Origin of the sequence: Pantoea sp. SOD02, assembly GCF_024707505.1 — a bacterium.
GTDB classification, from domain to species: domain Bacteria; phylum Pseudomonadota; class Gammaproteobacteria; order Enterobacterales; family Enterobacteriaceae; genus Pantoea; species Pantoea symbiotica.
The window spans coordinates 320,530-332,529 of the sequence record NZ_CP102604.1; the positions used below are offsets into that span (position 1 = coordinate 320,530).

General features: G+C 57.0%; 12 protein-coding genes. 10 read left to right on the top strand and 2 right to left on the bottom strand.

The annotated features are described in order from the left end of the window. The first annotated feature begins 66 nt into the window (after positions 1-66). From livH to ugpQ, 9 genes are all read left to right on the top strand, one after another. The gene (gene livH, locus NR302_RS01415; RefSeq protein ID WP_008109897.1) at positions 67-993 is read left to right on the top strand and encodes a high-affinity branched-chain amino acid ABC transporter permease LivH; all 927 of its coding nucleotides are present in this window, start codon (positions 67-69) and stop codon (positions 991-993) included. Beyond that, complete coding sequence (locus NR302_RS01420) at positions 990-2,261, top strand: high-affinity branched-chain amino acid ABC transporter permease LivM (protein ID WP_061718402.1); 1,272 nt, start codon at positions 990-992, stop codon at positions 2,259-2,261. The genes livH and NR302_RS01420 overlap by 4 nt, the downstream gene beginning before the upstream one ends. After that, positions 2,258-3,025 carry a high-affinity branched-chain amino acid ABC transporter ATP-binding protein LivG gene (gene livG / locus NR302_RS01425; protein ID WP_008109900.1) on the top strand — a complete coding sequence of 256 codons (768 nt, stop codon included), beginning with the start codon at positions 2,258-2,260 and terminating at the stop codon, positions 3,023-3,025. The genes NR302_RS01420 and livG overlap by 4 nt, the downstream gene beginning before the upstream one ends. A gap of 1 nt (position 3,026) precedes the next feature. Then, the gene (gene livF / locus NR302_RS01430) at positions 3,027-3,740 is read left to right on the top strand and encodes a high-affinity branched-chain amino acid ABC transporter ATP-binding protein LivF (protein ID WP_008109901.1); all 714 of its coding nucleotides are present in this window, start codon (positions 3,027-3,029) and stop codon (positions 3,738-3,740) included. A gap of 230 nt (positions 3,741-3,970) precedes the next feature. Beyond that, entirely contained in the window at positions 3,971-5,287 is a 1,317-nt protein-coding gene (ugpB, locus tag NR302_RS01435; RefSeq protein ID WP_154154769.1) for a sn-glycerol-3-phosphate ABC transporter substrate-binding protein UgpB, read from the top strand. Between the two features lie 62 nt (positions 5,288-5,349). Beyond that, a complete protein-coding gene (gene ugpA / locus NR302_RS01440; protein ID WP_008109906.1) occupies positions 5,350-6,237 on the top strand; it encodes a sn-glycerol-3-phosphate ABC transporter permease UgpA in 888 nt (295 codons plus the stop codon). Then, on the top strand, positions 6,234-7,079 hold the full coding sequence (gene ugpE / locus NR302_RS01445) for a sn-glycerol-3-phosphate ABC transporter permease UgpE (RefSeq protein ID WP_008109907.1): 846 nt from the start codon (positions 6,234-6,236) through the stop codon (positions 7,077-7,079). Before ugpA ends, ugpE begins: the two co-directional genes overlap by 4 nt. After that, on the top strand, positions 7,080-8,153 hold the full coding sequence (locus NR302_RS01450; protein WP_008109908.1) for a sn-glycerol-3-phosphate import ATP-binding protein UgpC: 1,074 nt from the start codon (positions 7,080-7,082) through the stop codon (positions 8,151-8,153). Further along, entirely contained in the window at positions 8,150-8,893 is a 744-nt protein-coding gene (gene ugpQ, locus NR302_RS01455; protein ID WP_154182462.1) for a glycerophosphodiester phosphodiesterase, read from the top strand. The genes NR302_RS01450 and ugpQ overlap by 4 nt, the downstream gene beginning before the upstream one ends. Here the strand turns inward: ugpQ and NR302_RS01460 are convergent. Beyond that, on the bottom strand, positions 8,890-9,168 hold the full coding sequence (locus tag NR302_RS01460) for a DUF2756 domain-containing protein (protein WP_008109910.1): 279 nt from the start codon (positions 9,166-9,168) through the stop codon (positions 8,890-8,892). The two genes, ugpQ and NR302_RS01460, sit on opposite strands and share 4 nt — an antisense overlap. A gap of 329 nt (positions 9,169-9,497) precedes the next feature. Here NR302_RS01460 and ggt point away from each other — a divergent pair, with 329 nt between their 5' ends. Continuing rightward, positions 9,498-11,249 (top strand): gamma-glutamyltransferase, encoded by a 1,752-nt coding sequence (gene ggt / locus NR302_RS01465; RefSeq protein WP_258144358.1) that lies wholly within the window; start codon positions 9,498-9,500, stop codon positions 11,247-11,249. Between the two features lie 80 nt (positions 11,250-11,329). Here the strand turns inward: ggt and NR302_RS01470 are convergent, their stop codons facing one another. Continuing rightward, entirely contained in the window at positions 11,330-11,821 is a 492-nt protein-coding gene (locus tag NR302_RS01470; RefSeq protein ID WP_258144359.1) for a GNAT family N-acetyltransferase, read from the bottom strand. Positions 11,822-12,000: the final 179 nt, after the last annotated feature.

A 12,000-nucleotide genomic window follows, 5' to 3' on the forward strand; every position in this document is an offset into this window, starting at 1 on the left:
TCCCCCAAAATTCCCTTTCCCGCGCGCGGGAGAGGGAATTATTCAGCTCCAGAGCAGGTCCTCACTATGTCCGAGCAGTTTCTCTATTTCATTCAGCAGATGTTCAACGGGGTTACCCTCGGGAGCACCTACGCGCTGATCGCCATCGGTTACACCATGGTTTACGGCATTATCGGCATGATCAACTTCGCCCACGGCGAGGTGTACATGATCGGTAGCTATGTCTCCTTTATCGTGATTGCCGCCCTGATGATGATGGGCATCGATACCTCGTGGCTGATGATCGCCGCCGGTTTCGTGATGGCGGTGATCATCTCCAGCGCCTATGGCTGGAGCATCGAACGCGTGGCGTACAAGCCGGTGCGATCGTCCAAGCGCCTGATCGCGCTGATCTCAGCGATCGGTATGTCGATCTTCCTGCAGAACTACGTCAGCCTGACGCAAGGCTCGCGCGATCTCGCGCTGCCAAGCCTGATCACCGGTCAGTGGACGCTGGGCGAGAGCAACGGCTTTGCTGCTACGCTCTCCACCATGCAACTGGTGATTTGGGTGGTGACTTTCCTGTCGATGCTGGCGCTGACGCTGTTTATCCGTTATTCGCGCATGGGCCGCGCCTGCCGCGCCTGCGCAGAAGACCTGAAAATGGCCAGCCTGCTGGGCATCAACACCGACCGCGTTATCTCTCTCACCTTTATCATTGGTGCGGCGATGGCGGCGGTGGCGGGCGTATTGCTCGGTCAATTCTATGGCTCGATTAACCCGTTCATCGGCTTTATGGCCGGGATGAAAGCCTTCACCGCCGCAGTTTTGGGCGGCATCGGCAGCATTCCAGGCGCGATGATTGGTGGCCTGGTGCTGGGCATTGCGGAAGCGCTGACCTCGGCATATCTCTCGACAGAATATAAAGATGTGGTCTCCTTCGCGCTGCTGATTGTGGTGCTGCTGGTGATGCCAACCGGGATTCTTGGTCGTCCGGAGGTGGAGAAAGTATGAAACGCCTCGGTTTGGTCAACGCCGTGATCTCCACGGTGATGTTGCTGATTCTCGCCACCTTCTTTATGGGCGTGCGCCTCGATCTGGACGGCACCAAACTGGTGGTCGCCAACGCGGGCGCGGTGCGCTGGAACTGGATTTTCATTGGTTGTGCGGTGGTGTTTGTCTTCCAGCTGCTGCGTCCGCTGGTGCAGGGTAAATTCAAACGCAGCGGCAAAGGTTTTGTCCTGCCGGGTTTTGATGGATCGACGCCAAAGCAGAAGCTGTTGATGGCGCTGGTGATAGCCGCCGCCGTCATTTGGCCGTTTCTGGTCTCGCGCGGCAGCGTGGATATCGCCACGCTGACGCTGATCTACGTGATGCTCGGGCTCGGGCTGAACGTGGTGGTGGGTTTGTCAGGTCTGCTGGTGCTGGGCTACGGCGGTTTCTACGCCATCGGCGCGTACACCTTCGCGTTGCTGAATCACTATTACGGCTTTGGTTTCTGGGAAAGCCTGCCGCTGGCTGGTTTAGTCGCCGGTGCTTTTGGTTTGCTGCTCGGCTTCCCGGTGCTGCGCCTGCGCGGTGACTATCTGGCGATCGTCACGCTCGGTTTCGGTGAAATCGTGCGTATCCTGCTGCTGAACAACACCGCGATCACCGGCGGACCGAACGGCATTGCGCAGATTCCCAAGCCAAGCCTGTTTGGTCTGGAGTTTGGTCGTCGCGTCAGTGAAGGCGGCTGGAGCACTTTCCATGACTTCTTCGGCCTGAAATACGATCCCAGCGACCGCGTGATTTTCCTTTATCTGGTGGCGCTGCTGCTGGTGGTGCTGACGCTATTTGTTATCAACCGCTTGCTGCGTATGCCGTTAGGTCGTGCGTGGGAAGCGCTGCGTGAAGATGAGATCGCCTGCCGTTCGCTCGGCCTGAGCCCGACGCGCATCAAGCTGACTGCTTTCACCATCAGCGCCGTGTTCGCCGGCTTCGCTGGCACGCTGTTCGCGGCGCGTCAAGGCTTCGTCAGCCCGGAATCCTTCACCTTCGTCGAATCGGCCTTTGTGCTGGCGATTGTGGTGTTGGGCGGCATGGGCTCGCAGCTGGCGGTGATCCTCGCGGCGATTCTGCTGGTGGTATCGCGCGAGCTGATGCGTGATTTGAACGAGTACAGCATGCTGGTGCTCGGCGGTTTGATGGTGCTGATGATGATCTGGCGTCCACAAGGTCTGCTGCCGATGAAGCGTCCGCATCTGAAGTTGAAAAGCAGTAAACAAGGAGAGCAGGCATGAGTCAGCCTTTATTAGCCGTTGAAGGCCTGATGATGCGCTTCGGCGGCCTGTTAGCCGTCAACAATGTGGCGCTTGAGCTGCATCCACAGGAAATTGTTTCGCTGATCGGCCCGAACGGTGCCGGTAAAACCACGGTGTTCAACTGCCTGACCGGTTTCTACAAACCGACCGGCGGCACCATCAAACTGCGCGATCAGCAGCTGCAAGGTTTGCCAGGCCAGAAGATTGCGCGCATGGGCATCGTGCGGACTTTCCAGCACGTGCGTCTGTTCCGTGAAATGACGGTGATTGAAAACCTGCTGGTGGCTCAGCATCAGCATCTGAAAAGCGGCGTGTTCTCCGGCCTATTCAAAACCCCGGCTTTCCGTCGCGGTGAGAGCGAAGCGCTGGATCGCGCAGCAACCTGGCTGGACCGCATCGGTCTGCTGGATCTGGCGAACCGTCAGGCGGGTAACCTCGCGTATGGTCAGCAGCGTCGTCTGGAGATTGCGCGCTGCATGGTGACGCGCCCGGAAATCCTGATGCTGGATGAACCGGCGGCCGGTCTTAACCCGCGTGAAACGCACGAACTCGATGAGCTGATCGCCGAACTGCGCGGTGAGCACAAGGTTTCCGTGCTGCTGATTGAACACGATATGAAGCTGGTGATGGGCATTTCTGACCGCATTTACGTGGTGAATCAGGGAACGCCGCTGGCTAACGGCACGCCGGAACAGGTGCGTAACAATCCGGATGTGATCCGTGCTTATTTAGGTGAGGCGTAACATGGCAAACCCGATTTTAACTTTGCAGAATGTCAGCGCCCATTACGGTCCGATTCAGGCGCTGCACAACATTAATCTGCACATCAATCAGGGTGAAATCGTCACGCTGATTGGTGCCAACGGCGCGGGTAAAACCACGCTGCTCGGCACCTTGTGCGGCGAACCGCGCGCCACCAGCGGCAATATCACCTTTGATGGTAAAGAGATCACTGACTGGCAAACCGCGAAAATCATGCGTGAAGCGATTGCGATTGTGCCGGAAGGCCGTCGCGTGTTTTCGCGCATGACGGTGGAAGAGAACCTGGCGATGGGCGGCTTCTTCGCCACACGTCAGCAGTATCTGGAGCGTATCGATCGCGTTTATCAGCTGTTTTCTCGCCTGGCAGAACGTAAAGCGCAGCGCGCGGGCACCATGTCCGGCGGTGAGCAGCAGATGCTGGCGATTGGTCGCGCGTTGATGAGCCAGCCGCGTTTGCTGCTGCTGGATGAGCCGTCGCTGGGTTTGGCGCCAATTATCATTCAGCAGATCTTCGACACCATTGAGCAGTTGCGTAAAGAGGGCATGACCATCTTCCTCGTCGAGCAGAACGCCAACCAGGCGCTGAAGCTGGCGGATCGGGGTTATGTGCTCGAAAACGGTCATGTAGTGCTGGAGGATAGCGGCGAAGCGTTGCTTTCCAACGAAGCGGTTAGAAGCGCGTACCTCGGCGCGTAACCGGCGGTCGGCATGAATGCCGACCCTACAAAATCGCGTAGGGTCGCCATTTATGGCGACCTTTACCTTAGCAGCTCAATTGCCCCGTCCTAAACCCCAATCGAACAAAACCTATCTGTCACATCCCCGTCATAAACCTGTTATTAATCCGTCATTTCCCCGTGTCATGTTACGTCGCGAACTAAAAAATGCGCGAATTCGCGCGTACTTAACAGCACAGGAAAAACCTTATGTCCGCTTTTACGCTTCGTCCCCGCCTGATGAGTGTACTGCTCGGTCTGGCGCTCAGCGGTAATGCGCTGGCTGCAACTGAGATCCCTTTCTGGCACTCAATGGAAGGCGAGTTAGGCAAAGAAGTTGATTCTCTGGCACAACGTTTTAACCAGGCTCATCCCGATTACAAAATCGTTCCGACTTACAAAGGCAACTACGAGCAGAGCTTAGCGGCGGGCATCGCGGCGGTGCGCTCCGGTAAAGCGCCTGCGCTGCTGCAGGTGTATGAAGTCGGTACGGCGACCATGATGGCGTCAAAAGCTATCGTCCCGGTCAACCAGGTGTTTAAAGACGCTGGCGTGCAGATGGATCCGAAGCAGTTCGTGCCAGCCGTTGCCGGTTACTACAGCGACAGCAAAGGCCAGCTGATCTCTCAGCCGTTCAACAGCTCCACGCCGGTGCTGTACTACAACAAAGACGCGTTCAAGAAAGCCGGTTTGAACCCGGATCAGCCACCGAAAACCTGGCAGGAGCTGGCAAAAGATGCTGAAGCGCTGCGTAAAGCGGGCCTGACCTGTGGTTACGCCAGCGGCTGGCAGGGCTGGATTCAGATTGAAAACTTCAGCGCCTGGCATGCGCTGCCGGTCGCCACCAAAAACAACGGCTTTGACGGCACCGATGCGGTGCTGGAATTCAACAAGCCGGTACAGGTGCGCCACATCGAAATGCTGGAAGCGATGAACAAGAAGGGTGATTTCACCTACTTCGGTCGCAAAGATGAATCTACCGCCAAGTTCTATAACGGCGATTGCGGCATCACCACCGCGTCTTCCGGTTCGCTGGCAGACATCAAACACTACGCCAAATTCAACTTCGGCGTTGGCATGATGCCGTACGATGAAACCGTACCAAACGCACCGCAGAACGCCATCATTGGCGGCGCGAGCCTGTGGGTGATGAAAGGCAAAGACGCCAACACCTACAAAGGCGCGGCGGAGTTCATGAAGTTCCTCGCCCAGCCGGAAATCGCTGCTGAATGGCACCAGAAAACCGGTTATCTGCCGATCACCACCGCCGCGTACGAGCTGACCAAGCAACAGGGCTTCTATGACAAGAACCCAGGCGCAGACATCGCCACGCGTCAGATGCTGAACAAAGATCCGCTGCCGTTCACCAAAGGCATGCGTCTGGGCAACATGCCGCAGATTCGTACCATCGTGGACGAAGAGCTGGAAGGCGTGTGGACCGGCAAACAGGCGCCGCAAGCTGCGCTGGATAACGCTGTGAAACGCGGTAACGAACTGCTGCGCCGTTTTGAGCAGCAAGTGAAGTAACGCTGTTATCTCGGGGCCGGCGCCTGCGTTCGCCCCGATTTTCTTCTTTGATTGAGCCTGCTATGTCCTCATCGCGCCCGGTATTTCGCTCCCGTTTTCTGCCCTATTTGCTGCTGCTGCCGCAACTGGTGATAACGGCCATCTTCTTCTTGTGGCCAGCCGGTGAAGCCTTGTGGTATTCGCTGCAAAGCATTGATCCTTTTGGCATCTCCAGCACCTTCGTTGGGCTGGCGAACTTTAAACGCCTGTTCAGCGACGAATACTATCTGGCCTCCTTCTGGACCACCATTGAGTTCAGTGCGCTGGTGACGATTTGCGGCATGACCTTTTCCCTGCTGCTGGCGGCGCTGGTCGATTACGTTATTCGCCTGCGCAAGCTCTACCAAACCTTGCTGCTGCTGCCGTACGCGGTGGCGCCGGTGGTGGCGGCGGTGCTGTGGATGTTCCTGTTCAATCCGGGCCTCGGTTTGTTCAGCCATTTGCTGAACCAAATGGGCTACAACTGGAACTACGCGCAAAACAGCGGTCAGGCGATGTTCCTGATTGTATTGGCGTCGATCTGGCAGCAAATGAGCTACAACTTCCTGTTTTTCTTCGCCGCGCTGCAGTCGATTCCCAAATCGCTGGTGGAAGCGGCAGCGATCGATGGTGCCGGTCCGGTGCGTCGCTTCTTCAATTTGTCCCTGCCGCTGATCACGCCGGTGAGTTTTTTCCTGTTGGTGGTCAATCTGGTCTACGCCTTCTTCGATACCTTCCCGGTAATCGATGCCGCCACCGGCGGTGGTCCGGTGCAGGCCACCACCACGCTGATCTACAAAATTTATCGCGAAGGCTTCACCGGGCTGGATCTCTCTTCCTCCGCCGCGCAATCGGTGGTGCTGATGCTGCTGGTGATTGGCCTGACTATCCTGCAATTCCGCTTTGTCGAGCGTAAGGTGCAATACCAATGATTGAAAATCGACGCGGGCTGGACATCTTCAGCCATACCTTACTGGTGCTGGGCGTGCTGACCATTCTGTTCCCGCTCTACATCGCTTTTGTCGCGGCGACGCTGGATAACGAAGCGGTGTATCAGGTGCCAATGACGCTGCTGCCGGGCACGCATTTGTGGGAAAACATCTCGCGCATCTGGACGCACGGCGTGAATGGCAGCGGTCCGGCGTTTGGCATGATGATGCTCAACAGCCTGCTGATGGCGCTCGGCATCACCATCGGTAAAATCAGCGTCTCGATGCTCTCCGCCTTCGCGCTGGTGTGGTTCCGCTTCCCGCTGCGCTCGCTGTTTTTCTGGTTGATTTTCATCACCCTGATGCTGCCGGTAGAAGTGCGTATTTTCCCCACGGTGGAAGTGATCTCGACGCTGAATATGCTCGACAGCTACAGCGGCTTAACGCTGCCGCTGATGGCCTCGGCTACCGCCACTTTCCTGTTCCGTCAGTTCTTTATGTCGCTGCCGGACGAGCTAATTGAAGCGGCACGTATCGACGGTGCCAGCCCAATGCGCTTCTTCTGGGACATCGTGTTACCGCTGTCCAAAACCAATCTCGCCGCGCTCTTCGTGATCACCTTTATCTACGGCTGGAACCAATATCTGTGGCCGCTGCTGATCATCAACGATGCCAGCCTCAGCACCGCCGTCGCGGGAGTGAAAAGCATGATCAACAGCAGCGGCGGCCCGACGCAGTGGAATGAAGTGATGGCGGCAATGTTATTAACCCTGATTCCACCGGTGGTGGTGGTACTCGTGATGCAACGTGCGTTTGTGCGTGGCCTGGTAGAGAGTGATAAATAAATGGCAGGCGTAACCCTTCAGACCGTTACCAAATCGTATGACGGCAAAAATCAGATCATTCAGCCACTGAATATCACCATTAACGATGGCGAATTTATGGTGATGGTCGGCCCTTCCGGCTGCGGTAAATCGACGCTGCTGCGCATGGTGGCGGGCCTTGAGCGCGTATCGTCGGGCGATATCTATATCGACGACAAACGCGTCACCAACATGGAACCGAAAGATCGCGGCATCGCCATGGTATTCCAGAACTACGCGCTCTATCCGCATATGACGGTGGGCGAAAACATGGCGTATGGCCTGAAAATTCGCGGCATGGGCAAAGTGCAGATCGATCAACGCGTAATGGAAGCGGCACGCAGCCTCGAACTGGATCATCTGCTGCATCGCCGCCCGCGAGAGCTGTCGGGCGGACAGCGTCAGCGTGTGGCGATGGGGCGCGCTATCGTGCGTGAACCGGCGGTCTTCCTGTTTGATGAGCCGCTGTCGAATCTGGATGCGCGTTTGCGCGTGCAGATGCGCCTTGAGCTGCAACAGCTGCATCGCCGCCTGAAAACCACCAGCATTTACGTGACGCACGATCAGGTGGAAGCGATGACGCTGGCGCAGCGCGTAATGGTGATGAACAAAGGCGTGGTCGAGCAGGTGGGCACGCCGGTGGAAGTGTACGAGCGTCCGGCCAGCCAGTTTGTTGCCTCGTTTATCGGCGCGCCCGCCATGAATTTACTGCCGGGACAAATCAGCAGCGACGGCACGCGTTTCACGCTGGATGCGCTCAACAGCTTGCTGCTGGGCGAGAGCAAAGCCAAATGGGCCAATCGCCCGCTGACGCTCGGCATTCGTCCCGAGCACATCAAACTCAGCAGCCGCGACGCGGGCGGCATTCCGCTGGTGGTAGAGACGCTGGAGATGCTCGGCGCGGATAATCTGGCTCACGGCCGCATCGGTAATGCACGCATGGTGGTACGTTTGCCGCACAGCGAGCGCCCGCAGGCGGGCAGCACCTTGTGGCTGCATCTGCCGTCAGATGCGTTACACTTCTTCGATTCAACCTATGGAAAGCGTCTGGAATGAGTCAACATAACTGGCCTTATCCGCACATTGTCGCGCATCGCGGCGGCGGCAAACTGGCTCCGGAAAATACCCTCGCGGCGATTGATGTCGGCGCGCAGTACGGTCACACCATGATCGAATTTGATGCCAAGCTGTCGGAAGATAAGCAGATTTTCCTGCTGCACGACGACACGCTGGATCGCACCAGCAACGGTTGGGGCGTGGCGGGCGCGCTGTCGTGGCATAAGCTGTCACAGCTGGATGCCGGCGGCTGGTTTAGCCGCGATTACGAAGGCGAACCGCTGGCGCTGCTGAGTGAAGTGGCCGAACGTTGTCGCCAGCATCAGATGATGGCGAATATCGAGATCAAACCCACCACTGGCCAGGATGTGGAAACCGGCCGCAATGTGGCGCTGGCGGCACGCGAAATGTGGCAAGGACAAACCGCGCCGCTGCTCTCCTCGTTCTCTTACGCCGCGCTGGAAGCGGCAATGGAAGCGGTGCCGGAACTGCCACGCGGTTTGCTGCTGGATGAATGGCACGACGATTGGCAGGCGCTGACTTCGCGTCTGGATTGCGTGTCGATCCATCTGAACCACAAATTACTCGACGCCGAACGCACCGCGCAGCTAAAAGCGGCCGGTCTGCATATTCTGGTGTATACCGTGAACCAGCCCGCGCGGGCGCGCGAGCTGTTAGACTGGGGCGTCGATGCTATCTGCACCGATCGCATCGATATTATCGGTCCCGACTTCCGCTAGTTCTGCTGCTGATTCTGGCCCGGCTGCGACTGAATCACGCGCTGCTGGGCGCTATCCCGCTGTTCCTGCACCTTGCGCTGTACATCCTGACTTTGCTGCTGCTGACTCTGTAGCAACTTGAGCTTCTGCTGTTGCTGCTGACTCTGCATCTGCGACTGCATCCGCTGCTGGCTCGGGTTATAGCCGGGTTTGTTCGGGTCGTTGGTGCTGTTCAACGTATTTGCCATGCTGCTTAACGGCAGCAATGCTGCGATCACAATTAGCCATTTGTTCATGGTCTTCCTCCATTCATGCAGCCTGCTGTGTGCTGATGCTGCCAATGTGGCAACACGCGCTGCAGCCATAAGTTTATGCGATATCACAAACCTATGATCCAGGAGTGCGCCGAATTTAGCTTACTGCTACGCTTTTTACCGTGTTTGCAAACACTTGCATCAATAAATAACAAATGGATACCCAAAATAATTCAAGGCGCAGGAAGGCGGCAAACGAGAGAGTCCCGATGAGCTTACACAAGTAAGTGATTCGGGTGAACGAGAGCAGCCAACGCATCTGCACCTTGAAGTATGAAGGGTATAAATAACTTTAAAAGGGTGGTGGCAGGATGAGGATACAGGGCAACATGCGGCAGTTCGGCTGGGCATTATTGATGAGTTTTACCGTGGTGCAGGGCGCACAAGCCGCGCCCGCCAACGCGCCGCCGGTTTCGTATGGCGTTGATAGCGATACCTTTCACCCGGTAAAAGCCAAACATGGCATGGTGGCCTCGGTGGATGCGATGGCAACGGAAGTTGGCGTTGATATTCTCAAGCAGGGCGGTAACGCGGTGGATGCGGCTGTAGCGGTGGGTTTCGCGCTGGCGGTGACGCATCCGCAGGCCGGTAACCTCGGCGGCGGGGGCTTTATGCTGCTGCGTACCGCATCCGGACGCACCACCGCTATCGACTTCCGCGAAATGGCACCGGCGCGCGCCTCACGCGATATGTTTCTCGATAAGCAGGGCAATGCTGATAGTAAGTTGTCACTCACTTCTCACTTAGCCTCAGGCACGCCGGGCACCGTGGCCGGTTTTGCGCTGGCGGCACAGAAATACGGTACCTTGCCGCTGAGCAAATTACTGGCGCCCGCCATTAAACTGGCGCGCGACGGCATCGTGGTGAACGATGCGCTGGCCGACGATCTCGCCACCTACGGCAAAGAGACGCTGATCAATCACGACAACAGCCGCGCGATTTTCTACAAAGCCGACGGTAAGCCGTACCAGAAGGGCGAACGTCTGGTGCAGAAAAACCTCGCACATAGCCTGCAGCTGATTGCCCAGCAAGGTCCGGATGCGTTCTATAAGGGCAAGATCGCTGATGAAATTGCCGGTGAAATGGCGCAGCACGGCGGCCTGATCGGCAAGCCGGATCTGGCGGCTTATCGCGCGGTAGAACGCAAACCGGTGAGCGGCACCTATCGCGGCTACGAAGTGTTCTCCATGCCGCCGCCATCGTCCGGCGGGATTCACATCGTGCAGATCCTCAATATCCTGGAAAACTTCGACCTCGCGAAATTTGGCTTTGGCAGCGCCGATGCCATGCAGGTGATGGCGGAAGCGGAAAAATACGCGTATGCCGACCGTTCGGAATACCTGGGTGATCCTGACTTCGTTAAAGTGCCGCAGCAGGCGCTGACCAGCAAAGCCTACGCCAAAACCCTGGCGCAGCAGATTGACGTCAACAAAGCGCGTCCATCCAGCGAGATCAAACCAGGCAAACTGGCGCCGTATGAAAGCAATCAAACCACGCACTTCTCGGTGGTGGATAAAGATGGCAACGCGGTGGCGGTGACCTACACGCTGAATACCTACTTCGGCAGCGGCATTGTTGCCGGACAAAGCGGCATCTTGATGAACAATGAAATGGATGATTTCTCAGCCAAACCGGGCACGCCCAACGTCTACGGCTTAGTCGGCGGCGAGGCGAATGCGGTGCAACCGGCCAAACGTCCTCTATCATCGATGTCGCCCACGATCGTGGCAAAAGACGGTAAAACCTGGCTGGTGACCGGCAGCCCAGGCGGCAGCCGCATTATCACCACCGTGCTGCAAATGGTGGTGAACAGCATCGATTTTGGTATGAACGTTGCGGAAGCGACCAACGCACCGCGCTTCCATCATCAATGGTTGCCCGATCAGCTGCGCGTGGAAAAAGGCTTCAGCCCGGATACGCTGCGCCTGCTGGAAGCCAAAGGTCAGCATGTGAAAGTGATGCCGGCAATGGGCAGCACGCAGAGCATTATGATTGGGCCGGATGGCACGCGCTATGGCGCATCGGATCCGCGCTCGGTGGATGATTTGAGTGCAGGTTATTAATCATTAATGCGCAATAAATTGCGCCGCTACGGCATGTGCACGCATTTGTAGCGGCGCGATTTATCGCGCGCTTTCAAGGGCTATTTCAAGCGCGCCATATAGTGCGTATCCACCATTTCGCCGTCGCGCATCGCGTGTCGACGCGCGGTGCCTTCAATCTCAAAGCCAAACTGCTGATACAAGCCAAGCGCTTTGTGGTTATCGGCGAATACCGTCAGCTCAATGCGCGTCACCTGCAGCCAGTTGTCGCACAAATCAATCATCGCTGACATCAGCGCTTTACCGACGCCGCGCCGCTGAAAGGCAGAATCGACGCCCATGCCAAACGTCGCCGCATGGCGACGGCGCGCCACCGACAGCACTTCAAGAGTGAGTTGTCCGGCAATCTGATCGTCAATACACGCCACTAGCATCTGCACACCCGGACGCGGATTGCTGAGGCGCTCCTGCCACAGCGTCGGGGATTGAAACGGCAGATGTAGCGTGCTGGCCTGCGGTTCAGGCTGGCTGTACATGCGCGTTAAAGCGGCGGCATCTTCGGGAATGGCGTGACGAATGACGATCTGACTCATAGAGCGCTCCTTGTGCAAAATGGAATAAATCCCCTTTAACATCAAGGAATTCACATCGTTCGTCAACGCAAAATAATCCGCAAAAACACTTTACAGACGCGAATGATAATGATTATTATTGTCATGCGAGCTCGGAAACGTCTCCTGACAACCGGGTAAGCACGACATTGCTCACATTG

Excerpts from the sequence above, each read along its gene's own strand:
- livH (WP_008109897.1), top strand. The coding sequence starts at position 67 with ATGTCCGAGCAGTTTCTCTATTTCATTCAGCAGATGTTCAACGGGGTT.
- NR302_RS01420 (WP_061718402.1), top strand. The coding sequence starts at position 990 with ATGAAACGCCTCGGTTTGGTCAACGCCGTGATCTCCACGGTGATGTTG.
- livG (WP_008109900.1), top strand. The coding sequence starts at position 2,258 with ATGAGTCAGCCTTTATTAGCCGTTGAAGGCCTGATGATGCGCTTCGGC.
- livF (WP_008109901.1), top strand. The coding sequence starts at position 3,027 with ATGGCAAACCCGATTTTAACTTTGCAGAATGTCAGCGCCCATTACGGT.
- ugpB (WP_154154769.1), top strand. The coding sequence starts at position 3,971 with ATGTCCGCTTTTACGCTTCGTCCCCGCCTGATGAGTGTACTGCTCGGT.
- ugpA (WP_008109906.1), top strand. The coding sequence starts at position 5,350 with ATGTCCTCATCGCGCCCGGTATTTCGCTCCCGTTTTCTGCCCTATTTG.
- ugpE (WP_008109907.1), top strand. The coding sequence starts at position 6,234 with ATGATTGAAAATCGACGCGGGCTGGACATCTTCAGCCATACCTTACTG.
- NR302_RS01450 (WP_008109908.1), top strand. The coding sequence starts at position 7,080 with ATGGCAGGCGTAACCCTTCAGACCGTTACCAAATCGTATGACGGCAAA.
- ugpQ (WP_154182462.1), top strand. The coding sequence starts at position 8,150 with ATGAGTCAACATAACTGGCCTTATCCGCACATTGTCGCGCATCGCGGC.
- NR302_RS01460 (WP_008109910.1), bottom strand. The coding sequence starts at position 9,168 with ATGAACAAATGGCTAATTGTGATCGCAGCATTGCTGCCGTTAAGCAGC.
- ggt (WP_258144358.1), top strand. The coding sequence starts at position 9,498 with ATGAGGATACAGGGCAACATGCGGCAGTTCGGCTGGGCATTATTGATG.
- NR302_RS01470 (WP_258144359.1), bottom strand. The coding sequence starts at position 11,821 with ATGAGTCAGATCGTCATTCGTCACGCCATTCCCGAAGATGCCGCCGCT.